At 50.3% G+C, this 25280-nt stretch carries 20 protein-coding genes; 11 read left to right on the top strand and 9 right to left on the bottom strand.

The window, feature by feature from the left end:
* Positions 1 to 4: 4 nt before the first annotated feature.
* The gene (locus tag IQ217_RS07330; RefSeq protein ID WP_190599037.1) at positions 5 to 295 is read left to right on the top strand and encodes a 4a-hydroxytetrahydrobiopterin dehydratase; all 291 of its coding nucleotides are present in this window, start codon (positions 5 to 7) and stop codon (positions 293 to 295) included.
* 127 nt (positions 296 to 422) lie between these two features.
* On the opposite strand, the gene IQ217_RS07325 is transcribed toward IQ217_RS07330, so the two are convergent.
* From IQ217_RS07325 to IQ217_RS07305, 5 genes are all read right to left on the bottom strand, one after another.
* Positions 423 to 935: a peptidylprolyl isomerase gene (locus IQ217_RS07325; protein ID WP_190599038.1), complete on the bottom strand. Its 513-nt coding sequence runs from the start codon at positions 933 to 935 to the stop codon at positions 423 to 425.
* Positions 936 to 1001: 66 nt separating this feature from the next.
* Positions 1002 to 1667, bottom strand: a complete 666-nt coding sequence (locus IQ217_RS07320) for a cytochrome b/b6 domain-containing protein (RefSeq protein WP_228023944.1) — start codon at positions 1665 to 1667, stop codon at positions 1002 to 1004.
* Positions 1668 to 1707: 40 nt separating this feature from the next.
* Positions 1708 to 4020, bottom strand: a complete 2313-nt coding sequence (gene glgB / locus IQ217_RS07315; RefSeq protein WP_194019442.1) for a 1,4-alpha-glucan branching enzyme — start codon at positions 4018 to 4020, stop codon at positions 1708 to 1710.
* 208 nt (positions 4021 to 4228) lie between these two features.
* Positions 4229 to 5011 carry an MBL fold metallo-hydrolase gene (locus IQ217_RS07310; protein ID WP_194019441.1) on the bottom strand — a complete coding sequence of 261 codons (783 nt, stop codon included), beginning with the start codon at positions 5009 to 5011 and terminating at the stop codon, positions 4229 to 4231.
* A gap of 64 nt (positions 5012 to 5075) precedes the next feature.
* Positions 5076 to 5693, bottom strand: coding sequence for a hypothetical protein (locus IQ217_RS07305; RefSeq protein ID WP_194019440.1), 618 nt, complete (start codon positions 5691 to 5693; stop codon positions 5076 to 5078).
* Between the two features lie 137 nt (positions 5694 to 5830).
* On the opposite strand from IQ217_RS07305, the gene pyrE reads away from it, so the two are divergent.
* Positions 5831 to 6427 carry an orotate phosphoribosyltransferase gene (pyrE, locus tag IQ217_RS07300; protein ID WP_194019439.1) on the top strand — a complete coding sequence of 199 codons (597 nt, stop codon included), beginning with the start codon at positions 5831 to 5833 and terminating at the stop codon, positions 6425 to 6427.
* 53 nt (positions 6428 to 6480) lie between these two features.
* On the opposite strand, the gene IQ217_RS07295 is transcribed toward pyrE, so the two are convergent.
* A complete protein-coding gene (locus IQ217_RS07295) occupies positions 6481 to 7869 on the bottom strand; it encodes a gluconeogenesis factor YvcK family protein (RefSeq protein ID WP_194019438.1) in 1389 nt (462 codons plus the stop codon).
* A 191-nt stretch (positions 7870 to 8060) separates the two neighbouring features.
* Here IQ217_RS07295 and IQ217_RS07290 point away from each other — a divergent pair, with 191 nt between their 5' ends.
* The 5 genes from IQ217_RS07290 (at position 8061) to IQ217_RS07265 (ending at position 16110) form a co-directional block, all read left to right on the top strand.
* Positions 8061 to 9668: a 2-isopropylmalate synthase gene (locus IQ217_RS07290; protein ID WP_194019437.1), complete on the top strand. Its 1608-nt coding sequence runs from the start codon at positions 8061 to 8063 to the stop codon at positions 9666 to 9668.
* A gap of 253 nt (positions 9669 to 9921) precedes the next feature.
* Entirely contained in the window at positions 9922 to 13431 is a 3510-nt protein-coding gene (locus IQ217_RS07285) for an EAL domain-containing protein (protein ID WP_228023943.1), read from the top strand.
* Between the two features lie 106 nt (positions 13432 to 13537).
* Positions 13538 to 13810 (top strand): hypothetical protein, encoded by a 273-nt coding sequence (locus IQ217_RS18840; protein ID WP_199309774.1) that lies wholly within the window; start codon positions 13538 to 13540, stop codon positions 13808 to 13810.
* The gene (locus IQ217_RS07275) at positions 13807 to 14202 is read left to right on the top strand and encodes a type II toxin-antitoxin system VapC family toxin (protein WP_194019436.1); all 396 of its coding nucleotides are present in this window, start codon (positions 13807 to 13809) and stop codon (positions 14200 to 14202) included. Before IQ217_RS18840 ends, IQ217_RS07275 begins: the two co-directional genes overlap by 4 nt.
* 300 nt (positions 14203 to 14502) lie before the next feature.
* Positions 14503 to 16110: an NCS2 family permease gene (locus IQ217_RS07265; RefSeq protein WP_194019435.1), complete on the top strand. Its 1608-nt coding sequence runs from the start codon at positions 14503 to 14505 to the stop codon at positions 16108 to 16110.
* Positions 16111 to 16163: 53 nt separating this feature from the next.
* Here IQ217_RS07265 and IQ217_RS07260 read toward each other — a convergent pair whose 3' ends face one another.
* Positions 16164 to 16697, bottom strand: a complete 534-nt coding sequence (locus tag IQ217_RS07260) for an ATP-binding protein (protein ID WP_194019434.1) — start codon at positions 16695 to 16697, stop codon at positions 16164 to 16166.
* Between the two features lie 331 nt (positions 16698 to 17028).
* On the opposite strand from IQ217_RS07260, the gene IQ217_RS07255 reads away from it, so the two are divergent.
* Together IQ217_RS07255 and IQ217_RS07250 are read left to right on the top strand one after the other, a co-directional pair.
* Entirely contained in the window at positions 17029 to 17778 is a 750-nt protein-coding gene (locus IQ217_RS07255) for a pseudouridine synthase (RefSeq protein ID WP_190599054.1), read from the top strand.
* Between the two features lie 26 nt (positions 17779 to 17804).
* Positions 17805 to 18362 (top strand): YqeG family HAD IIIA-type phosphatase, encoded by a 558-nt coding sequence (locus tag IQ217_RS07250; protein WP_228023947.1) that lies wholly within the window; start codon positions 17805 to 17807, stop codon positions 18360 to 18362.
* 381 nt (positions 18363 to 18743) lie between these two features.
* Here the strand turns inward: IQ217_RS07250 and IQ217_RS07245 are convergent, their stop codons facing one another.
* Both IQ217_RS07245 and IQ217_RS07240 read right to left on the bottom strand, forming a co-directional pair.
* Positions 18744 to 21167 carry a DUF3769 domain-containing protein gene (locus IQ217_RS07245; RefSeq protein ID WP_194019432.1) on the bottom strand — a complete coding sequence of 808 codons (2424 nt, stop codon included), beginning with the start codon at positions 21165 to 21167 and terminating at the stop codon, positions 18744 to 18746.
* A gap of 229 nt (positions 21168 to 21396) precedes the next feature.
* Positions 21397 to 21513 (bottom strand): photosystem II reaction center protein I, encoded by a 117-nt coding sequence (locus IQ217_RS07240; protein ID WP_010873313.1) that lies wholly within the window; start codon positions 21511 to 21513, stop codon positions 21397 to 21399.
* Positions 21514 to 21664: 151 nt separating this feature from the next.
* Between IQ217_RS07240 and IQ217_RS07235 the strand changes: the two genes are divergently transcribed.
* Together IQ217_RS07235 and IQ217_RS07230 are read left to right on the top strand one after the other, a co-directional pair.
* The gene (locus IQ217_RS07235) at positions 21665 to 22240 is read left to right on the top strand and encodes a DciA family protein (protein WP_194019431.1); all 576 of its coding nucleotides are present in this window, start codon (positions 21665 to 21667) and stop codon (positions 22238 to 22240) included.
* A gap of 420 nt (positions 22241 to 22660) precedes the next feature.
* On the top strand, positions 22661 to 25280 hold a 2620-nt coding region (locus tag IQ217_RS07230; protein WP_194019430.1), incomplete at its 3' end, for a DUF4347 domain-containing protein.

Genomic DNA, 25280 nt, shown 5'->3' with positions numbered 1-25280 from the left:
CACCATGGCTACACCCCAACGTTTAACTGACCCAGAAATCCAAACTGCCCTGGGGGAACTCAGCGGTTGGAGCTTGCAGGGCAATAAACTCCATCGTCAATTTAAGTTTGGCAATTTTAATCAAGCCTTTGGTTTTATGACCCGACTGGCATTGGTGGCAGAAACCCTAAACCATCATCCAGAATGGTCTAATGTTTACAATCGAGTCACCATCGACTTAACGACCCATGATGCCGGGGGCATTACGGAATTGGATGTGAAATTTGCCACCAAGGCCAATAGCTTTGCTGATTAATTTTGGCCGAATTTGATCAATAAAAACCCCCTCGATTATCAATTTAAAACTAATCAAGGGGGGGATGTTACTTTATTTTTCCAACAAGGTTTTCAGCAAAGTCTATACAGACTAGTGGGAATCCGACTTATTTGATCTCGCCACAATCGCTGATGGCGATCGCCTGTTTAGTTTGACCACTTTGGGAACCATTGGCTTCTAGTTGCTCGAGAATTTCTAAACCTTCCACTACCTCCCCAAACACGACGTGTTTTCCATCGAGCCAAGGGCAGGGTACAAAAGTTAGAAAGAACTGCGAGCCATTGGTGTTGGGCCCCGCATTGGCCATGGACAGTAGACCAGGGCGGTCATGCTTTAACTGGAAATTTTCATCGGCGAACTTTTCGCCGTAAATAGATTCCCCGCCGGTGCCATTACCCCGGGTAAAATCTCCCCCCTGGGCCATGAAATCGGTGATTACCCGATGGAAGTGGGAACCTTTAAAATGTAGGGGTTTACCAGCTTTACCCACACCTTTTTCCCCAGTGCAGAGGGCCCGGAAATTTTCAGCGGTCTTGGGGGTAACTTCGTCAAACAATTCCATCACAATGCGACCTGCGGCATCGTTACCGATGGTGATATCAAAAAAAACTTTGCTCATCGTACAAATTTCATTGGGCAACCTATTTTACCAGATTCTTGAATGCCCATAGTTTGGCCAAGGAAGCTAGGCAAAAAGGGGAACTGTCAAGGCAAACAGCAATCCCGCTAGCACTAACCATTGGAGCCACTGCAAACTTTTGGCAGATAACTGCCAGCGAAAATCCCTGAGCCATTGTTGGGGATTATCCTTGGCTCTGCGCCCCCAACTCACCATTGATCTCCAGAGGGGAATGCCTCCCACCTTGGCACTGAATAGTAAGTGGAATCCTAAACAAAGAACCACCACCAGCCAGGCCAGGAGATGGAACAGGTAGGGCAAATGGTTGAGTTGTTTTTGGGGTAGCCAACTTTCCTGCATCATCCGACCAGTCACCACCGCCATGGTCAAGGCCACCAGCATGAGGGTATTGGCCAATCTCTGCAATGCGAGCCAAAAGCCCGGAGTGCCGGGTTTCCGTAACTGCTCCCAACTTTGGTCAGACCACAAACGGCGATCGCCAAGGTGAAAGCAGTAAATGGCAAAGGGAAACATGAACAGAAATAGTGCCAAAGCCCCAGTGCCATGGAGATCCTGGGTATAGTAAGGTTTCGGCAACGGCAAAGATCCCCAACGACCGTCATAGGTGTTGTAGACCCAAAAGCCACTGGCGATCGCCAAAAGGGTCAATAGGGCCATGGCCCCATGGAGGAGCCGCAACAGTAGGGGCTGATAGGGTCGAGTTGGGGACATAGGGAAAATTTGGTGAGGAAATTATAGCCAACTCAGCTAACTAGGCTATCTCAGAGCCCTCCTGGGTCGGGATGGCATTGCCTTCAGCCTTACGGTCTAATTTCAGCACCAACACCGAGAGGGGCGGCAAGCATAGATCAAGGGAGTAGGGTTGTTCATGGAAAGACCATTCCTCCGTCCATTTTCCGCCTAAATTGCCCATGTTACTGCCGCCATACTGCCGGGCATCACTGTTAAACAACTCCGTGTAAAAACCAGCTTCAGGCACTCCCACTCGATAATGGCTATGGGGTTGGGGAGTGAAATTACAAATAGTCACCACAAATTCAGCGCTATCCTTTGCCCGACGGATGAAGGAAACTACACTGTGGCGATTATCACTGCAATCAATCCATTGGAAACCCGCTTCTTCAAAATCATTACTGTATAAAGCTGGCTCATTTTTATACAAATGGTTCAACTCAGTGAAGAATTGTTTGAGTTGTTGATGGGGCGGATAATTGAGCAGATGCCATTCCAAATCGCCCCACACATTCCACTCACTCCACTGGCCAAATTCCATGCTCATAAACATGGTTTTCTTGCCGGGATGGGTAAACATATAGGTGAATAGAGCCCTCACGTTGGCATACTTTTGCCATTCATCCCCAGGCATTTTGCCCAACATATTGCTCTTACCGTGCACCACCTCATCGTGGGAGAGGGCCAGCATATAATTCTCGCTGTGGTTGTACCACATACTAAAAGTAATACTGTTTTGGTGGAACTGGCGGAACCAGGGGTCCATGCTGAAGTAGTCGAGCATATCGTGCATCCAGCCCATATTCCATTTCAGGTTAAAACCTAAACCGCCAACGTAGGTGGGCCAAGACACCATGGGCCAGGACGTGGATTCCTCGGCAATGGATAAAATACCGGGGAAGTAGCTGTAAACCACGCTGTTCACCTGGCGCAGAAAGTCCGCCGCTTCCAAGTTTTCCCGGCCGCCATACTCATTGGCTACCCATTCCCCTTCTTCCCGGCAATAATCCAGATAAAGCATGGAAGCCACCGCATCCACCCGCATGCCATCAATGTGGTACTTATCAAACCAGAAAAGGGCATTGGCCACCAGGAAGTTCCGTACTTCGTTCCGGCCATAGTTGAAAATTAGGGTGCCCCACTCCTTATGTTCCCCTTTACGGGGATCGCCATGTTCGTACAAATGGGTGCCGTCGAAAAAGGCTAAGCCATGGCCATCTTTGGGGAAATGCCCAGGTACCCAGTCAATAATGACGCCAATGCCGTTGAGGTGACATTGATCGACAAAATACATGAAATCTTCGGGACTGCCAAAGCGGGAGGTGGGGGCGTAATAGCCCGTTACCTGATAACCCCAGGAGCCGTCAAAGGGATGTTCGGCGATCGGCAATAGTTCAATGTGGGTATAGCCCAATTCCTTTACATAGGGAATTAACTTATCCACCAGTTCGTAATAGGTCAAAAACCTGGCCCCGGTATTCCATTCCGACACTTCCACGGGCACCCCTTCCCCATGCAAAGTTTTTACCGGCTCGTCGTAGGCCGTGTGGAGCCAGGAGCCCAAATGGAGTTCGTAAACAGAAACTGGTTTATTGAGGGGATCACTGGTGCGTCTAGCTTCTAGCCAATCTTCGTCATGCCATTGGTAACGGTCCAGGTCAGCCACAATGGAAGCGGTTTTTGGGCGTACTTCCTGGTAAAAGCCATAGGGGTCGGTTTTTTCGTAGATATGCCCTTCCCAGTTTTTAATTTCATATTTATAGGAGGTGCCCACCCCCAACTCAGGGATAAATAATTCCCACACCATGTTGTTGCGTTTCCGCATTTGGTGCAGTCTACCGTCCCAATTATTAAAGTCCCCCAAAATGGAGACATTACGGGCGTTGGGGGCCCAAACGGCAAAATAAACCCCTTTAACACCGTCCACCGTCATCAGGTGAGCGCCTAATTTTTCATAAATGCGGTGGTGATTGCCTTCCCCAAATACGTGCAGGTCAAAATCCGTTAGTTTGGGAGTTTTAAAACCGTAGGGGTCGTAAATTACCCTTTCGTGGCCATCCTCGGTAATGCGTAGCTGATAATTTTTCGGTTCTTCTAAGTCCAACACACATTCAAAAAAGTTGGGATGGTGGGCCGTGGTCATGGTCACTTCCCGGCGATCGGTGGGCAGCAACACTGTCACCGCTTCAGCAGTGGGTAAATAGGCACGAATGACCCATTGATTGACCTTGCCATGGTCCCCCAGGGGATGGCAGCCCAACACTTCAAAGGGATCGTGGTGAAGATTATGGACAATCTGATGGACTTGGTCAGCGTTGATGGTGTAGGTCATTCGGCTATGGTGATTTTTAAACGTTGGCGGTACTGCAATGGGTTTGCCCAGCCCAAGCGAGGGGAATATATCCTCCTACTCCTGGCTATGACTGCGGAGAAAGAATTTTGATTCGGGAATAAACCTACTTTATACACTTTTTTGCAGTTTTCCCTGGGGCAATCATATTTAAAAGCACTGGGGCAGCAAATGCTTTGCTTATCCCAATTTAGCCAACCGCAGCTTGGGGCACATCCAGGGGAATGGTCAGGGGCACTCCCACTTGGGGCTCCAACAAGGTAGCTTGGATGCCTTCGCTGCCTAGGGATTGGCGGAACTGGTCTAAATCACCATCTAACCGTAAAACCTTAGTGAGCAGGCCGCTATAGCTCAATTCCGCAGCTCCGGAGGTGGGCACGATCGCCTGGGGATAAACGGTGCGACAGAGTTCTAGGGTCGTTTTTTGGCCGTTGAGCACGGGGATAAAACCGAGAATATTAATGCCAATGACGGGGGTCAAAACCACATCAATGGGACCAAGATCCTGCAACTGGGAGGAGTGGAAACCGTGGGGTTCGTAGTAAAGCTTAGTGCCGGTTTGTAAATCCGTTAACACATAAGCATTTTCCACCAAGGTAGGGCCAATGGGAGAACCGGGCAGGGCGAGAATTTCCACCCGGTCGTTAAGGACAAATTTTTGCTGATGGGGCAGAGGATGAACCTGTTCATAGCCCAAATCGGTGGCGACTTCGGCGGCCTTGGGGGAACCCAGCACAGGCCAGCTTTTATTTAATTCTTTCAATGTCGGGGGATGGGCATGGTCTTCCAAACCCTGGGAAAGCAAAATCAGATCAATGTCAGTGGGAATTTCCAGGGGCTGGGGGCGAAAACCCCGGAACAACCAGGGCGTATTGCCAAAGGTTAGGTCCCCCACCAACCAAGGATCGAGTAAAATCCTTTGCCCTCCCATTGCAATTAACCAAGAGTTGCTGTCGTACCAGGTGAGTTCCATAACCAATTTTTTTCCCTGCAGATCGTCCCCTCCATTGTAAACGATTGTAAAGAGGGGCCAGGTTTCAGGACAAAAGAACGGATGAATTGCTTGGCGGGCAAGGTAGGGGATTGGCGATCGCCGTTGGGGGCCAAGCCTGAAAACGCCAATGGAAAAAGGGCGGTAAAAAGGGGGAGAATTGCCAATTCATTGACCAAGCGGTGGAGGGCATATCCCTAGCCAGACAATGGAAAGCTAACCGCTCCCACAGTAGGGGTTCCGCCACCAACCGACTGCCCCAATGGGTAATTTGGGCCCATTGCCGCTGGGGACAGTTGACCAAGCAGAGACTGTTGCCCACATAGTTATCGCTGGAAGCCATTAACAATAGACTTTCCCCCATTTCAAAACAATTAAATTGTCCTGGCTGCCAGGCTAACAGAGGGGTTTTATCGGTGGCGGTTAGATATTCCGTTACCCCAACCCCTTGGACATCAAAGCTAGGAATGGGATTGGCGAATTCAGGCCCTGGTTTGACTGTGCCTTGGAATGTGCCCTGCAGTTGGCTCCCGTCACTGAAGGTGTAGATCCATTGCCAGGGTTGGGGGGATGGGGTGTTTACCCGTTGGCGGACTAGGTTCACATTGACGGCGATCGCCAAGGGGGAAATGGAGAAACCTGCTTGATAATGTGCCCTGCCCATGATCCTCCCCTTCCCCTACACCTAGGGATTATTACTCAGTGCTGTTATCTCCAGCTTATCGGTATTGCGCTTCTCTTGGGTGCCATACAATGAAAAACTGATCTCGGATATTTATATCAGTTAAAAAAGTCGACTCCATGACCGATCTGACCCTGGCCGCCCTTAAGACTGCTCCCCTGGAACAAGTACGTCAATATTTACTTCGTCTGTTGGCCATCCATGCCTATAAGGAAGGAGATTTTATTCTCTCCTCCGGTCAACCCAGCACCTATTACATCAACGGTAAATTAGTTACCCTACGGGCGGAAGGAGCCCTGGCGATCGGGCGATTACTGTTGGCAGAGTTATCGGCGGGCATCGAAGCAGTGGCGGGGTTAACCCTGGGGGCCGATCCCATTGTCAGCGCTGTTAGTACCGTGTCTGCCTACGAAGAAAAACCCGTAGCGGCATTAATCATTCGCAAAGAAGCCAAGGGCCATGGCACCAAAGCCTACATTGAAGGGCCAGAGTTAGCTCCGGGAACTAAGGTGGTGGTGCTGGAAGATGTGGTCACCACTGGCAAGTCCGCCATGTTGGCAGTGGAAAAGTTACGGGATGCGGGTTACCAAGTGGACACAGTCATTGCCCTCGTCGATCGCCAACAGGGAGGAAGGGAATTTTACCAAAGCCAGGGCCTAGGCTTCCAAGCCCTATTCACCATCCCTGATATCCAAGGGGTTTATCGCCAAAGCTAGACCGGAGACGAGATCAGTTAACATTCCGGCTCAATCTTTCAAACTGAAACCCACTACTGGCCCCCGTACCAGCGCATTAACACCCTGGCTAATCGTTGGGGGTCGTGGCGCACCTGATGGCTGGTTTCGTCTTCCTGCATTACATTGGCCAGCACAATGCGGCAACCCTTTTGGATCACCGCTTCCCGGTCGAGGTAAACGGGGTGGGAATTTTCGGCGGCGTATTTTTCCAACACCGGAGCAGAAGGGGGATTTCTTTGCACCAGCACGGCATCGTAGAGCCTTTCCGCACAGACCTGATCGATCGCCGTTAAATGGTCCGAGACCGTGTAATTATCCGTTTCCCCCGGTTGGGTCATCACATTGCAAATGTATATGCGGGGCACCTGGGCTTTGGCGATCGCCGTTTGAATTTCGGGAATGAGTAAATTGGGCAAAATGCTGGTGTATAAACTGCCTGGGCCAATGATGATGTAGTCGGCCGCTTTAATGGCCTTGAGGGCCGCCGGTAGGGCCTTGGGGGATGCCGGTACACAACCAATACGCCGAATTTTGCCCTGGGCTTCAGGAATATTTGATTCCCCTTCCACATAGCGCCCGTCCTCCATCTCCGCCCATAATCTGACATCATCCAGGGTGGCTGGTAACACCTTCCCCCGCACCGCTAACACCTTCGAACAGGCGATCGCCGCCATTTCCAAATCCCCGGTAATTTCCGCCATGGCAGTGAGGAACAAATTACCAAAGCTGTGCCCCGAGAGCCCATCCCCCGCTTTAAAACGGTATTGAAACAACTCCGTTAATAACTTTTCTTCGTCCGCCAGGGCCCCAATACAATTGCGGATATCCCCCGGGGGTAACATGCCCATTTCCCGCCGTAAACGCCCCGACGAGCCGCCATCATCCGCCACGGTAACAATTGCCGTGATATTAGCGCTGTAATGCTTCAGGCCCCGCAAAAGGGTGGATAGACCAGTGCCGCCCCCCACCACCGCAATTTTGGCCCCTTTGTTGAGACGACGGTGGGCCAAGAGTACATCCACCAATTCCTGGTCATTGTCCGGTTGTAAGACCTCGGAAATGGAACCAACGGTGCGACTTTGGCCCCAAAACACAAAAAAAAGCCCCAGGGCCAAAATCAGGGGACCGGAAACGTAGTTGGGCAGAAGATTGGTTAAAAACCCGAGGGTACTGGAAACAAATTCCGTAATGCGAAAAATCGGCGTTAACTTGATCCAGATGGCTAAGCCCAAAAATATCAACGTCAGGCCCACGGCACTGATTACCATCCAACGTTTGACAAATAGCCCCGGAGCCATCCATTTGAACCAACGATTCACCCGGGGGGGAGTGCGCTGGGAAACCCGATCGCCCAACTTCCGTTGTTCGGTCTTGAACTTGCGCATGGCAGACTTAGCGGACTTAAAGCGGCTATGGCTCATGGAACAGGGATGAAGGCAACGGCTGGGCAAAAAAATTGGCCATGGGGCAAAAAAGCAAATTACTCCTTACGCACTACGGGGAAACTGGTCGCTACCGATTTTACCCCCTCAAAGCATGCCAACGTCTAGATAGACAAGATACAATCAGAATCTATCTGTGTCTTTTTCACCCTTGAAAAGGTGCGTTTATTATGAGTAGTCCGGCTGATCGTATTTTGATTTTCGACACCACGCTTCGGGATGGGGAACAGTCCCCCGGAGCTACCCTGACCGTGGAAGAAAAACTATCGATCGCCAGGGCCCTATCCCGTCTGGGAGTGGACATCATTGAAGCTGGTTTTCCCTTTGCCAGTCCGGGGGATTTTGAGGCGGTGCAGAAAATCGCCCAAACGGTGGGCACAGAAAACGGCCCAGTAATTTGTGGTTTAGCCCGGGCCACAAAGAAAGATATTAAAGCGGCGGCGGAAGCCTTGAAACCGGCGGCCAAGCATCGCATCCATACTTTTTTGGCCACTTCTGACATTCACCTGGAGCATAAGTTAAAGAAAACCAGGGCCGAAGTGTTGGCGATCGTGCCGGAAATGGTGAGTTATGCCAAATCCTTGGTGGATGACATTGAATTTTCCCCCGAGGATGCCGGGCGCAGTGACCCAGAATTTTTATACCAAGTGTTGGAAGTGGCGATCGCCGCTGGGGCCACCACCATTAACATCCCCGATACGGTGGGCTACACTACCCCCGCCGAATATGGCGCTTTGATCAAAGGCATTGCCGATAACGTGCCCAACATTGACCAAGCAATTATTTCCGTCCATGGCCACAATGACCTGGGCTTAGCGGTGGCCAACTTCCTGGAAGCGGTGAAAAATGGAGCCCGCCAACTGGAATGCACCATCAACGGCATCGGTGAACGAGCAGGCAATGCGGCCTTGGAAGAATTGGTCATGGCTTTGCACGTGCGGCGCAGTTACTTCAATCCCTTTTTGGGGCGGCCAGCGGATTCCACCGAGCCCCTCACCAACATTGACACCAAGCATATCTACGCCACTTCCCGTTTGGTGTCGGAATTAACCGGCATGATGGTGCAACCCAACAAGGCCATTGTCGGGGCCAACGCCTTTGCCCATGAGTCTGGCATTCACCAGGATGGGGTGCTGAAAAATAAGCTCACCTACGAAATCATGGATGCGGAATCCATCGGTTTAACCAATAATCAGATCGTCTTAGGGAAGCTATCCGGTCGGAACGCCTTTGGCACCCGTCTCAAAGAATTGGGTTTTGACCTGAGTGAAACGGAATTAAATAATGCCTTTATTCGTTTCAAGGAAGTGGCGGATAAACGCAAGGAAATCACCGATTGGGATTTGGAGGCCATTGTTAACGACGAAATTCGTCAGCCCCCTGAACTATTCCGCTTAGAACGGGTGCAGGTTTCCTGTGGCGAGCCTGCCGTTCCCACCGCTACCCTGACCCTCCGTACCCCCATCGGTGGGGAAGAAACCACCGTGGCGATCGGGACAGGCCCCGTGGACGCAGTTTACAAAGCGATTAACCAGATTGTGCAACTACCCAATGAATTACTGGAATATTCCGTCACCTCCGTCACGGAAGGTATTGATGCGTTGGGCAAAGTTAGTGTGCGCCTACGCCATCAAGGGGTAATTTACACCGGCTATGCGGCCAACACTGACATCATTGTTGCCTCCGCCCGGGCCTATCTGGGGGCATTAAACCGTCTCTATGCAGCGCTGGAAAACCAAAAATCCCAGGGCCATCCCCCGGTGGTGGCCTCTCTGTAACAAACATCACAATTTGTTGCTAAACTTCCCCTGCAACCCATGGGTGATGGGGGAAAGACCTATAATTTGGCCATGATCCCCGGGGATATGGTGACTCCGGGGAGGTGTTTTTTTCGCTGAAATACGTTGGATGAACATTTGGTCTCGTTTCAAGCTCCCCACTTTGCCATGGTGGGTTGCCAAATCAAGGGGCTTACCGCAGTTCGTTGCCTCGACTCGTCTGGGGATGGAGGTTGGGCAGGATGATAAATCGATGGGCAATGATTTGGAGCGTCAACAACAAAGGGAAATTCACCAGCTCAAACAACAGTTGAGGGCGGCGGAAACGACCACAGCAAAATTAGCCCAGAAGTTGTCCCAGCATCACCAACGGGGTTTACCTTCCCCACAAAGTAATACGTCAAGTCTGCAGACAGCCCTCGCGCGACTGGGGCAATGGGGTTTACTTAGCCATGATTTATACGGATTTTTTGATCAAGCCACCGATTTAATTAGTGCCACTTTGGGGGTGGATTATTGTGGCATTTGGGAACTTTTACCCAACCGTTCTGCCCTACTGCTCTGTGCTGGGGAGGGCTGGCAACAATCCCTAATCGGGAACTACACCATTGATGCCACTGACCGTTCCTACGCCGGTTATACCATCCGCTATAACGGCGATCGCCGGGTGGAAGACTACGAGCCAGTGATTGCCCTGGATCTGAGATTGAGTACTAAATTTCGGGCCTCCCCTTTATTGCATAACCTAGGCATTATCAGCGGGGTCAATGTGATTGTGGCGGGGCCGAGAACGGCGTTTGGGGTGTTGGGCGTTTACAGTCTCACCACCCGCGAATTTACGGAGGAGGAAGTTGATTTCCTCACGGTTGCGAGCCATATCCTGGCCGCTGCCATTGACCGCCAGGAATACGAAGAGAAATTACTGTTGTTGGAGCAGGCGATCGACGCTAGTTCCAATGGGATTTTGATCACCGATGCCCTTGATGCCGATAATGCTGTGGTTTACGTCAACCATGGTTTTGAAACCATCACTGGTTTTAGCCGCGAAGAAGTGATGGGGCAAAACTGCCGCTTTCTGCTCGAAGAAGACCGCCAAGGGGAACAGGGCAAACAGTTGGCCATACTCCGCTCGGCGATCGCCCGTGGCCAAAAATGCGAAGTGGTGCTGAAAAATTACCGTAAAGACGGGGTGCCTTTTTGGAATCATTTATACCTGTCCCCCATCTATAACCAGCACAATTTTTTAGTCAACTTCATCGGCATCCAAACCGATGTCACTAAACAGAAGCTCACAGAACAACAACTACGGACCAGCCAAGAATTTTTCAGTAGGATGATCGTCACCATCACCGATGGGCTATTAATTGTCGATCAAGAAGGCATTATTCAATTTGTTAACCCCGCCGCCAAGCAGATGTTTAAACGACGGGAAGGGGAACTGCTGCAGCAACCCTTTGGTATTCCCTTTGTGGCGGATCAGGTGACCGAAATTACCCTCACCCCCCTCGGCGGAGATGTGGTGGTGGCGGAAATGCGCGTGTCCCCCATCCATTGGCAAAAGGGTAAGGCCTTTTTGGTTTCCCTGCGGGACATCAGTGAACAACACCAAGCCCGCCTGGCCCTGGCGGAAAGTGAAAAAAAATACCGCCACATTGTGGAGCTAACCTCCGAGGGAATTTGGATTTTAGACCAAGACCAACAAACTACCTTTGCCAACCAGCAATTGGCGGATATGTTGGGCTATTCGGTGGAGGAAATTTTAGAGAAAAATATTACGGCCTTTGTCCTTGCCATTCACCATTTGCCGGAGTCGCAAAACAGTCATCAAGAGACTTTGCAATCTTTCCCTCGCTGTATGTTGCCCAACCATTATCAGGTTTACGACGTCCAACTGCAACGACGAGACGGTAGTGTGCTCTGGGGTTTGGTGTCCCGCAGTGCGTGGTATGACCAATGGGGTAATTACCGGGGGGAGCTGGCCATGCTGACGGACATTACCAAACGAAAATCCGCCGAGCAGGCCCTGTCCGCCAGTGAGCAACGCTTGGAGGGAATTTTAGGCTCCATCCAGGATGTGGTTTGGTCCGCCGATGCCGCTAGTTTTGCCACCCTTTACCTTAATCCCACCACCGCCATGGTCTATGGCCAACCCCTGGAGGTGTGTTACCAGAGCAAAAATTTTTGGTTTGAAGGAGTTCATCCTGGCGATCACCCTTTGCTGGAATATCACCTGCAATTATTAATGGAGAAAGGCCAGACGGAGTTGGAGTATCGCATTGTGCAACCAGGGGGCAAGGAGCGGTGGCTATTTCGCCGTAGTCAATTGGTGCGGGATGCCCAGCATCAACCCCTGCGTATCGACGGCATTGACAGTGACATCACTGAGCGTAAATCGGCGGTGGAAAAACTCCACTACAACGCCAACCATGATTCCCTGACTAATTTGCCCAATCGGTTAATGTTCCTCGATCGCCTGGGCCATGCTCTGCAAAGAAATTTACGTCGCCAGGATTTAAGGTTTGCGGTGCTATTTCTGGATTTAGACGGCTTTAAAATTATCAACGACAGTTTGGGGCACACCTGTGGGGATTTACTGCTCCAGGGCATTGCCCATCGTCTGCGTCAATGTTTGCGGCCGGAGGATACCTTGGCCCGGTTAGGGGGGGATGAGTTCACCATGTTGATTGAAAACATCACCTGTCCCGAAGATGTGATCGCCGTGGCCCAAAGAATTCACCAGGAATTACAAAGGCCGTTTAACTTGGACGGCCAGGAAATTTTCACCAACACCAGCATTGGCATTGCCCTCAACCATCCCCACTATGGCCATCCCCAAGATATTTTGCGGGACGCAGACACCGCCATGTACCGAGCTAAGGCCGCCGGTAAGGGTCGCTACGCTATTTTCAACCAGACCATGCACCACCATGCTGTGCAGAGGCTCCAGCGGGAAAATGACCTACGGCGGGCCATTGCTCGCCACGAGTTGCAGTTATATTATCAACCGATTATCTGCCTCAAAACTGGACAGTTACAGGGGGTGGAGGCCCTGGTGCGTTGGCATCATCCCGAAGAGGGTCTGCTCCTGCCGGAAGAATTTGTGGCGATCGCCGAAGAAACGGGCTTAATTGTCCCCATGGGGGATTGGATTCTCTGGGAAGCGAGTCGGCAATTATTGCAAATTAAAGAAAAATTTCCCCACATTCCCCATCTCCAGGTAAGTGTTAATGTTTCCGGCCGTCAATTGCGCGACCAACGGCTCATCCAAACGGTGGATCAAATTTTGGCCATCACCAGTTTGAGGCCCCAGGACCTCAAACTGGAAATCACCGAGAGTTTATTGATCGATAATTTGGACTTGGCTACCGATGTGTTGACCAGTTTACGCCAGAGAAATATCCAGATTTCCCTTGATGATTTTGGCACGGGCTATTCTTCCCTCAGTTATCTGCACCGCTTTCCCATCAACACCATTAAAGTGGACCGGTCCTTTGTGAACACCATGGAGCCCAACGACCAAAACACTGCCATTGTCCACACCATTGTGACCCTGGCCCACACCCTCGGATTGGATGTAATTGCCGAAGGCATTGAAACTGAGCGGCATCTAACCCAACTTCATTGGCTGGGATGCGATGCGGGGCAAGGATATTATTTTGCCCACCCCATCCCCTCAGAGGATTTGCTGGACTTTTTAGCAATTCAAATGCCCCGTTGGCTTATGCCGGTTGTGACTGAATTACCCCCGCTTAAGCCAGCTTAGTGAACCAAATCTCCATGGCCAGAAAAATGACTGTTTTTCCCCAGGGATGGAGTAGCCTTTTTATGTTGAGCCGTTGATCAACTCGGCTTACCGCTTCCTAAGTGCTATGAATACTACGGCGATCGCCGGGTATATTGAAAAAACTCCAACCTGGAGACCAGTAATTATGAACTTACAAGAGATTCAATCGCAAATTCTAAAATTACCTACCCAAGATAAATGGGAACTGGTTCAAACGCTTCTAAATGCTATCCAAAAAGATACTACTGACCTCAAAAAAAACTCAAAAAAAACCTATCCTCTGCGCGGCTTACCTATCACTATTAGTGAAGATTTTGATGATCCCATGCCAGAATTGTGGGAGGTATTAACGGAATGATTCTCCTTGATACCCATACTTGGCTGTGGTTACTTCACGATCCTGATCAATTATCGACCCCAGCCCAGGGCATTATTGACGAATCTGAAAATAAAAGCACCATTCTTATTTCCAGTATTTCAGTCTGGGAAATTGCCACTAAACAAAGCCTCAATAAACTGCAACTTCCTCTACCGATTCACGAATGGTTTGAATTAGCCAAACAACAACCTGGCACAGTTATTGAACCTCTTTCTCCTTCCGACGCAATTGATAGTGCTAATCTGCCTGGAAACTTTCATAAAGATCCTGCCGACAGAATTTTAGTGGCGATCGCCCGGCGGTACGAAATCCCATTGATTACCTGTGACCAAAAAATCTTGAGCTATTCCCATGTCAAAACTATTTGGTAAAGCCTAATTGCCGAGGGCATTGAAACTGAGCGGCATCTAACCCAACTTCATTGGCTGGGATGCGATGCGGGGCAAGGATATTATTTTGCCCATCCCATCCCCTCAGAGGATTTGCTGGACTTTTTAGCAATTCAAATGTCCCGTTGGCTTGTGCCGGTTGTGACTGAATTACCCCCGCTTAAGCCAGCTTAGTAAACCAAATCTCCATGGCCAGAAAAATGACTGTTTTTCCCCAGGGATGGAGTAGCCTTTTTATGTTGGCTGCTAGTTGGCCCCGTTCACCATTTCATTAACAGGCTTATGACTGCTCTGGCGATCGCCCCGCGTTGGTTTGTCAAACAGGACATTGATGGCTTCTTTGGCCTGGCGGTGAACAACTTGGTGCAGATCCTGGTGATTGTGGGATTAACCCAATCGGTGTTGCAATTTCCCCCCACCCTGATCTATGGGCGTATTTTGCCCAGTATTGCCATTAGCCTGATTGTCGGCAACTTTTATTACAGTTGGCTGGCCTATCACCAGGGAAAACGGGAAGGAAGGGATGACATCACCGCTTTGCCCTATGGCATCAACACAGTCAGTTTGTTTGCCTATGTTTTTTTAGTTATGCTCCCGGTGCGATTATTGGCGATCGGCTCTGGAGCCAGTAGTGAAGCGGCGGCGGAGTTGTCTTGGCAGGCGGGCTTAGTGGCCTGTTTTGGCTCCGGTCTGATCGAATTGGCGGGGGCTTGGGGAGCGGATTGGTTACGGCGCTATACCCCCAGGGCCGCTCTACTTTCCACCCTAGCGGGCATTGCTTTGACTTTCATTGCCCTTGGTTTTTTCCTCCGCACCTACGCCCATCCCTTAGTGGGCATTTTGCCCTTGGGGGTCATTCTGCTCAGCTATTTCGGCAAGGTTACTTTCCGGTTACCGGGACTAAAATTGGCTATTCCCGGCGGATTGATGGCCATTGTGCTGGGGACCATTCTGGCCTGGGCAACGGGATTAGTCACTTGGGATGCCCAACAAGTAGAAACGGCGATCGCCCCCTTGGGAATTTATCTACCCAGCCTGGATCTGGCCAGTCTCTGGGAAGCAAAAGGGGTATTGGTCAGCTATTTCAGCATCATTCTGCCCATGGGACTATTTAATTTGGTGGGCAGTTTGCAAAACTTGGAAAGTGCGGCGGCGGCCGGAGATGATTATCCCACGGCACCTTGCTTAGCAGTGAATGGCCTGGGCACCATTGTGGCCGCCCTATTTGGTTCCTGTTTTCCCACCACCATTTACATTGGCCATCCCGGTTGCAAAGATATGGGCGCAAGGATTGGTTATTCCTGGCTCAACGGTTTGGTGATGGCGGTTTTATGTCTCACTGGCAGCCTTAGTTTATTGGTTTATCTGATTCCCATCGATAGTGCCATGGCGATCGTGCTCTGGATTGGCATTATCATTGTCAGCCAGAGTTTCAGTGCTACTCCGGTCAATCATTATCCTGCTGTAGTGGTCGGCCTATTACCGGGCATTGCCGCCTGGGGTGCCTTAGTGGCCAAAAATTCCCTCCGGGTCGCAGGTCTAGGCACTCCGGATAATCCCATTACTCCCGAGTTAGTACCCGCTTTTCAACAGGCAGATTTGTTTATTACCGGAGCCTTTGCTTTGGAACAGGGAGTAATTTTCTCGGCCATGATCCTCGCTGCTATGACCGTTTACATCATTGAGCAGAAATTTGGCCTAGCTGCCCTCTGGGCGATCGCCGCTGGGGTCCTATCCTGGTTGGGATTAATGCATAGTTACCGATGGACTGGGGCCGACACATTCATGGCCCTGGGTTGGGGTGCTGGAGCCAGTTGGGCAGTGAGCTACTTTTTGCTCGCTCTTTTATTGATTTATGTGCAATGGACTAACCCAAAACAGGAAAATTAACAGGGGTTGAGCCCGAGGATAGAATCTTCCCTGATGTTGATCTTGGTAGGACACTAGCTGCCATAGCCTGTCCCCGATTTGATTTTGCTGGTGGCATAAAGACTCTTTGGATAGGCAAGATTGCCATTCTCATAAAGTACGTCTATGACGGTAGTAAAGCCCTCTGCTGGCGTTGGAGGAAATTGTTTTAGGGTTTGATGGTAGTCTTCAATTATAAAATCCGGTACTTTTCGTTCTCTCTGTTGATTCCATTGCTGACAAATTTCTAATGGAGTTTTTACATACAGACCAATAACATCAATATCGCCAAGCTGTTTGAGTTTTTGGAGTAGTTCTATCCGCCATGCCTTTTTAGCATTAGTAGCATCATAAATAATTGAATACCCTGCATTAACATGTTGTTTTATTTGTCTAAAAACTTCATTTTCCAGCTCTTGCCAGTTACCTTGAATGGATTCATCTCCAAATAATTTTGCCCTAACTTTATCAGTGGAAACAATTTGATAATCGCAATTCTCTTGCAGAATTTTGTTGGCAACAGTTGATTTGCCACTAGACGGACAACCAATTAAAGTTAATATATGCATGGTCTTAATCTCATCTAAAATCAATATACAAGCTTAATCTGCGTAGAGCTGAACAATAAATATGCCTTCCCAGGATCAATAATGGTAATCAATACCTCATCTGTCAGAGAGCTTTATCGTCGGGGGAATACAATCGTTGTGAAAGAGACTCAGTTTTACCGACATGGCCAAAAAGCTCAATAGAGCCTTGGTATATTGCCTGCAAACGAGGAAAGGAGACGGATCTATCATGGTGGGCGCTGCATAAATTGGCATAATTGAGTCTCATTCCCTATTAATTTCCGTTGTGCTTATCCTTTCTTCCCTACCCTTTGAGGTTGTCAGATAACCTATGGCTGAACGTATTCAAAAATTGCTTTCCCAGTGGGGCATTGCCTCCCGTCGCCATGCGGAGGAAATGATTCTGGCGGGGCGGGTTAGCGTCAATGGCAAAGTGGCTAGCTTGGGGGACAAGGCCGATCCCCAGCGGGATTTTCTCTCGGTGGATGGGAAACAAATTAAGGCTGATAATCGCCCCCGAGATCTTTACTTGCTCATCAATAAGCCGAGGGATGTGCTTTCCACCTGTGAAGACCCGAGGGGCCGGAAAACGGTGCTAGATCTACTTCCCCAGGATTTACAACGGGGCAAAGGACTACATCCCGTTGGTCGGTTAGACCGTAATTCCACCGGCGCTCTCCTGCTCACCAATGACGGCGAGTTGACCCTGCGGCTGACCCATCCCCGTTACCATTTGCCCAAAACCTATGACGTTTGGTTAGAGGGTAATCCCAGCGATGAAGATCTGGAAAAGTGGCGATCGGGCATGATGTTAGATGGCAAAAAAACCCTACCGGCCACCCTAGAGGTAATTTCCGAAACCAAAGACCAGATTCACCTGTTAGTTACCCTGACGGAGGGGCGCAATCGGCAAATTCGTCGTTTGGCCGAAGAATTGGGATTGACCGTGTTAAAACTCCATCGCCGCACCATTGGCCCCCTACAGTTGCACACCAGGGGAAAGGTGCTGGGCAGTGGCCAGTTTCGCTTTCTTTCCCCAGCGGAAATTCGACTGCTGAAAAAACAGGTTAATCTGCCATAGTGCTCGCACACTTGTATTTTTATTGTTTGTTGTTAAATTCCCTTATTTTTTGCCCTACCATGACCCGCGCAAAGTTACTACAACCGGATTTAGTTTTGGGTAAAACCATTGTAGAGTTGTCCCTCGCCATCCTCGATCGCCATGGGGTCAAGGGTTTAGTGTTGGATGTGGACGAAACCCTGGTGCCGTTTAGGGGGGATCAGGTGTCAGAGGAGTTGCGGGAGTGGATTGATCCCATCAAAGCCAAACTGCCCATTTGGTTGGTGAGCAACAATATGAGCGAGTCTCGCATTGGGGGGGTAGCCCAAACCCTAGATTTACCCTTCCTCTATGGGGCCGCCAAACCTTCCCGTCGTAAACTGCGCCAGGCCATTACGGAAATGCAATTGCCGGTGGAAGCTGTTGCCATGGTGGGCGATCGCCTCTTTACCGATGTGCTGGCGGGGAACCGTTTGGGGATGTTTACCATTTTGGTGGAGCCCATGGTGTTACCAGGCAAGCCCCTCTATCCTTGGTCGATCAGAAACATAGAGGTTTGGCTTTCCCAAAAACTGGGGGTTACCCTCCAGGGGGCCCTTGAGTAAGTTTGCTTAAAGCTACAACCCGGGGACTACCTAGCCGATCCGGGGATGGGTTGCTCCCCTGATTCCCTTGGGCTATAATTTTGTTACAAAACTTAATAAGAAATGATTATGAGAATTATAAAGAGAATCTTAAAAAAAACAACGATCGCCTGGGGATCAGCCATAATTGATACAACGAAATAACACGGGGTCACCTTTATAAAGACCCTTAACATAATAAAAAACCCGGGGATCAGGTCATTTTGGCTTGATCCCTTTAAAATTATCTGAATTTTTCCCCGTCCATAGGCCGAGAATTGAACGGTGTCCTCCGCTACAAAAATGTCAACAAAAGCAGACATAAATTTGGGAACAATTGTCAGCCCCAGCCTATGTTGAGCTTCAACGAATAACCCCTTGGGTAACGGGGCGGATGTCACTGCCATCAAAGGTGCCCGGGTTCCCACTCCAGTTGAAATCGCTGATGCGTAGGTTGATCGAGCCCACTTGGAGTTGGGGGTTGTAGCGTAGTTGGATATTGTAGGTGCGGCGACTATATTCCAAAACGTAGTCAGTGCTGATTTGTTCGTTGGCGGTCAAGCTGTAGGCTCCCTGCACCCCAAACCGCAATGGCCCGTAGATTTGTTGGGTTAAACCAAAGCTAACTATCTCCGTGTCGGCAAAGCGGTCAAAGAAAAATGGCGAAGCATCCCCCCGAATGCCTTGGGAGTAGCCAATGTTAAAGCCGGTGTAGTCCAAATAGGGCTTGGAGAAATTGCCAAATTGCCCAAAAAAGCCGACGGTGCCGGTGAGGGACGGTTGGGTACTGCCATCGCCGTAGTAACTGCCCACGCCGGTAATACCAGTGTTGAACACCACGTAGGGCACCACCACATTGGGGGAATAGCGCAAGCCTTCTTCCGCGGTGGGGGGGAGGGCTTCCCCGGCCCAAAGCACAAAATATTTAGTCAGGGACGCGGCCCCCTGTAAACGCATCAGGCTGACCAGGTTATCCCCGGTGGTGGGGTTAATCAATTCTTGGCGATCGGTACTGGCTTCCACGCTCTGCACAGATGCTTGATAGTTGAGGGCCAAGCTGGGATCTTCAAAGGGGTAAATGGTGGGGGAAACAATAATCGCCCCCACACTACTTTGCACCGTCTGGAAACCGAGGGAGCCGTTGTATAAGCGCTCGCGGTAATTGTACTCAAATCGTAGATCGTAGGGATTGCCCAAATCCCCCAATTTATTCTGCAAAGCTAGTTTGGCCCGGAGAGAATCGTCAATGGCATCCAAATTGAGGTTGGAAAAGTTGAGGGTATTCAGTAAATTCATCCGCTCATTGAAGTTGACGTTCAACTCCGTAATCAAACCAAAGGCAGCGGGGCAAAGGGCACAAACCTCCGCATCGCTCTGGTTGGCCAGGGGGAAAGCGTCGGGGAAAAAGACCTTTTGCACCAGGTATTGGGGCTTAACTTGAAAAGTGACACTGTCGGTGTCAATGGGGGTGAAATTCCCCTGGACGTATAAGCCGCCCCGGTCTTCGCCGTCATAGCCAATGCTAATTAATCCCGGTTGGCGATCGCGGCGATCGATGGTGAGACGGTCCTGGAAGGGCAGGGATGTGGTTTGGTCGAGCAGCACCCGGGAGCCAGTGAGTTTGAGTTCATCCACCTCCGGGGCGACGTTATAGTAATCGGCAGTTTCTGCTTGTACCTCTAGCTCCGGAGGGTTAAAGGGATCGTTGGTGATGCGAACTTTCTTGGCCCGCCAACCATCGGCGTCGAAGTCCACCTGCTCTGCCTGGAAACGGAGGCGATTGACTTGCCCACCAGTGTCCGTTTGGCTAGCACTCTGGGCCCCTGGGTTACTGGCCCCAATGCCGGCCCGAAAGCCTTCTTGCCCCACTACATTGGTGAGGGGCTGATTAATGGCTAGGCGATCGTTCAAGCTTTGGTTAGAAACAATGGGGTTGCCAAAGTCAGCGGGCACAGTTTGGGCAAAGTCCCGGGCGGTGCTGGGCTGGTAAATTTCCCCGTTGGCGTCGTAGATTACCCCCTGGTTGAGCACAAAGAAGTATTCAAATCTTTGCCCCTGGAGAATTTGTTCTCCCCGCTTCAGGGTGACGTTCCCTTCAGCCACGGCAAACCGGTCCGGCAAATTAACCCGTAGGCGATCGGCCAGCAGTAGCCCATTGGCAAAGCGCATGGTGACGTTCCCGGTGGCGGTGACCACTTCCCGATTGCTGTCAAATTCTTGGTGGTCGGAAATTAGTTCGATTACTTCCGGAGGAATGGCGACTTCATCTGCCTCCGTGGCCGGAATAGGGGAACTATCAAGAAATTGGCTGGGCTCTGGGTTATTTTCTGTTGTCGTTGGGGGAGGGGTGACTCCAGGGTCGATTTCCAAGACTTCATCGACTTCATCGATCGCCTCTTGGCCATTTTCTTCAACTGTGGGCTCAGCTTCCCCCGTGGGCCCTGTGATCACTTCTAGCTCCGACTCGCTGGGGGCTGTGATCAGATATTCTTGAATCTCTCCGTCCCGGGATTGACTGATAATTTTCTTGGCCGTGGGAATGGGTACCTCCACAGGCCGATCGCCGATTCTAGAGTTGGGGGCAACGGGGGCACCCCCCAGGGACAAACCAGAGTTGGGATTAAGGTACAGATCCTTGGCCGAAGCCTGGGCGATCGCCGGGTCCGCCGATGGAGGAGTGGACGAGGAAAGTGTTGCCCCGTCAGTTGCCAGCATTTCTTCAGTCTCCCTCGGACTGATCACTTCAATGGGTACCGGAGGAGGGGGAGGGGAAACAATAGGGGGCATTTAAATCGACGAACTAAACGCCAACGCTAACATTTGCTTTGTTTGGACTGAAATATAAAGCTAAGGCTAACTGGGCTTGGTTAACAAGGGGGACGATCAATTGCCAGAAATCGTTTCGTCTGTGGCCCCAGCGACAAAAAACTCTCCGGTGGGGGAGAGCAATCAGGTTCCAATCTACCCCTGGCACAAAAATTAGTCTAGGGAGAGAGGAAAATTTTTTGGCTAAAGCTTATTCAAAGTCCTTGCGGCCAGGGTTCCGGGTGGGGTCACTGGAAAGGAAGCCGAAGATAAACAGGGAAATAAACAAGCCAACAACGATATAAACGGCGATTTTAAGGGTTAACATAAATTCTCCTTGTTAAATTCAAAGGCGTAGCCAAGCTTAATTGAGCAAAAATCCGGGCGCAGAAACCATTCTACCTTGCCTACTTTACCCCATTTCGGTCTAGGCTTTGGGGGGATGGCCGGGGAATTTCCACCGCCAAGGGAGGCACACCATGGGCTTAAACAATCTCGACCACCTACTGGGCCATCTCAGGCGATCGCCGGGGTGGGAACAACTGCGCCGTTACCAATTGGTCAAAGAAGCTTGGCAGAAGGTGATCGATCCCCGTTTACAGGACTGTACCAAACCCCTCGGCATTCAACGGAGTGTACTGACGGTGGCGGTCATTTCCCCGGCCCTGGCCCAAAATCTTCAACTGCAGCGCATTAATCTTTTGGCCAAACTAAATCGAGAGTTGACGGAGCCTTTGGAGGATCTGCGCTTTTCTCCCCTCCACTGGCACCAACAACATTCGGGTAAACTGCCGGAGGCCTCTGCCCCCATGCCCCGGCCTGCTCCTCCCCCTCCAGGCGATCGCCGTGAAAAAGTCACCAGTGCAGCAGAAGCCCTGGAAAAGTGGCTCACCACCCTAAAAGAACGAGCCGAGGTTTTGCAGTCCTGTCCCCAATGCGGCAGTGCGGTTAACCCGGGGGAAATCGAACGTTGGGGCTGCTGTAGTGTCTGTGCCACCAAGCCCTGGCGGGAAATTTTTTCCCAATCCCGGCCAGAAAAAGATGGACATCGTTAGTTGTCAGTAGAATGCCCGGTCTAAGTGTAATTACGAATTTGTTGCCCCCAGCCCTCAGGCCTTGGTGGAGGGTTAATTTTTTTACCGGCAGTCGGGGAAACTCAGTAACCTGACAAATTTGCATGGCAACCGTGAATACTTTTAGTTTTTTTTGGGTAAGATGGGGTTAGATATCGGTAAATACGGAGAAATTTCGGGATGTTTTTTTCATCTGTCCCCATTCGCGAGGAGATTGCGGAAAGGTCAAAGGGCTTTTCTCTAACTGTTTTTCCATGTTTGGTTGCGCCGTTGCTTTAACTAAGTTTAACCGCCTAACTGAATTTATCTGGAGCTCCGGCCCCGAACTGAGCTGCCATTGTGTTAGCCGCTGCTTGAATCCTAAATAATTTTTCAATTTTTTCGAGTCTTTTAATCCTGAATATGCACAACTCGACCTTGTTTGTCCTTGACTCCCGGGTGTTCCATGGGGGCCTGCTTCAGGCGGCTATTCTGCCCAATGTTGCAGCAATAACCCTAGACCCCGACCAGGACGGTCTCCGGCAGATTACTGAAGCGATTGGGAGACAAGGTGCTGTTCGTTCTCTGCATATTCTTTGCCATGGTTCCCCTGGCTTTCTGCACCTAGGTAATGGTCATCTGGGCTTGGATAATTTGGCCCTTCGCAGTCAGGAGTTAAAAGGCTGGTTTGCTGGGGTAGAGTCCCCCCAACTATTTCTCTACGGTTGCAATGTGGCTGCCGGAGATGCCGGTGCGGAATTTGTTGAAAAGTTAGCTGGGTTAACTGAGGCTGGGGTCGCCGCTTCCACTACGGCGATCGGGCATCAAGCCCTGGGTGGTAATTGGCTTTTAGATTTTCAAACGGGTGATATTGTCATGGAAAATATTTTTTCTGCTCCTGAGTTAGCGGCCTATCCCGGCGTCTTGGATGGCAACGGCGAATGGTCTTTGTTCGGTCTAGTAGATTCCTCTGGTATCTACACCGAGCGGCTCGATGCCCTGCAATTGTTAGTACAGGAGCAACTTTCCGGCTTTTTTGCCCAATCTGACTATCTCACTCAGTTAGCCATCCCTTTTAGCGCCACCGCTGGCACTACTGGCTGGACAGGGAATGCAGAATCTTTGCGGTCTTCCATTTTGGATGGTAGTTACCAAATCCGTTTGGAAGTACGTTCTGGCGCCGAATTACAGGGAGCTTTGGGGGCCTACAGTGCGACCGGAACCACTGGTACACCGACTATTTATCTGAATGCCGATTGGTTTGCCACCGCTAGCCAAGAGCAAATTGTTGCTGTCTTGCTCGAAGAAATTGGCCATGATTTTGACCAGATTTTAAATGACGGGGCCGATAGCCAAGGCGACGAAGGAGAAATATTTGCGAATGTAGTATTGGGTAATGAATTTTATCTGGCTTCATTACAACAAAATGTCGATCAAGCCCAAATTACCATCGATGGTCAATCCCTTTCCGTTGAACAGTCAGCTCCACCGATTGATGTTGGAGGCCTGCTCCTAAACTTCGATGGTGGCGCAAGCCCTAATAACGCTTCTAATAACTCTACTAACCCTGGCATTTATCAGGCAGGTACTGGTACTGGTGCTGCTACCATCGGCGCAGTCTATAAATTTACTAATATCGTCACTGTTGCAGGAACCCAAATCGATGCTCTGGTGACAATCGATAACATCTCGAATGCCACACTTGTCTCCATAGATGATCCCAACCCTAATGGAAACAATAACTATACAGTTGGCTCTCTTACTATTCCGGACAGTGCTTTTTTTGCTCCCAGGGTTAATGTATCTAGTGCCAATGGAAGAGTTGATTTCACGATTAATTTCCAAGATACCGCCGGTAATCCGCTCGCTCTGACTAATTTATACAGTAATTCCATCGATATCGATGGTCCCGAATTCGTCGAGTATGGCGGATTTGAACTATATCAGCTTGCTAATAATAACCCTTCGACCAACTTAACTGCTTCTGCGGGTGAAGGAGATCAGATCAGATTTACTGGTTCAGGGGAGTATAGTGGTCTGGCTCTCAACGACCAGGGCCGGGTACAAACGAGATTCGATTCGGTTAGTTCTATAAATATCTCTATAGGAGCTACAGCGCCGGTTAATTTTAATGGGGGGCGTCAATTTGGATCCGTTTTTGTATTTATTCCCTACGCCAACGAACCCACCACCGTCACCGTCAATGATGCGCCAGTAAATACCCTACCGGCAACATTCAACGTCAATGAGGACACGAACTTAACCTTGAGTGGTCTGTCCATCAGCGATGTAGATGCTGGATCCGGCAATGTAACAATAACCCTGTCTGTCAATTCAGGAACTTTATCTGCATCACCAGGAGGAGGTGTCACAGTAACCGGCTCTGGAACTGGCTCCATTGTTCTGAGCGGTACAGTAGCCAACATCAATACATTCCTGGGTGTTAGCTCTGCCCCCGTTTTTGCTCCAACTGCCAACTTCAACGGTGCCGTTACCCTCACCATGGTAACCAATGACGGAGGTAATACAGGTTCAGGGGGGGCTAAGTCTGATTCCGACACCTCAACCATTACTGTCAATGCGGTCAATGAACCACCAGTATTGACAGGAGACTTGAGTGCAACGGTAGCCGAAGGTGGAACCTACAGCATCCTAGCGGCAGATTTAGGTTACACCGACCCCGATGATGTAGATGCGGGTGTAACCTTCACGGTGAGTAACCAGAGCAATGGCACGGTATTGGTGAATGGTGTTGCCGCAACCTCCTTCACGGGAACCCAATTGACGGCAGGGCAGGTGAGCTTCCAGCACGATGGTGGTGAAACAACAACAGCCTCCTTTGATGTCCTAGTAGAAGACGGCAACGAAGATAGCTCAACACCAATAGCAAGTACCTTCAATTTCATCGTTACCCCGGTCAATGAACCACCAGTATTGACAGGAGACTTGAGTGCAACGGTAGCCGAAGGTGGAACCTACAGCATCCTAGCGGCAGATTTAGGTTACACCGACCCCGATGATGTAGATGCGGGTGTAACCTTCA

The sequence above is a fragment of the Synechocystis salina LEGE 00031 genome (assembly GCF_015207985.1).
GTDB classification, from domain to species: Bacteria; Cyanobacteriota; Cyanobacteriia; order Cyanobacteriales; family Microcystaceae; genus Synechocystis; species Synechocystis salina.
Note: the sequence above shows the minus strand (reverse complement) of the source record. Positions and strands in the feature narration are given on the sequence as shown.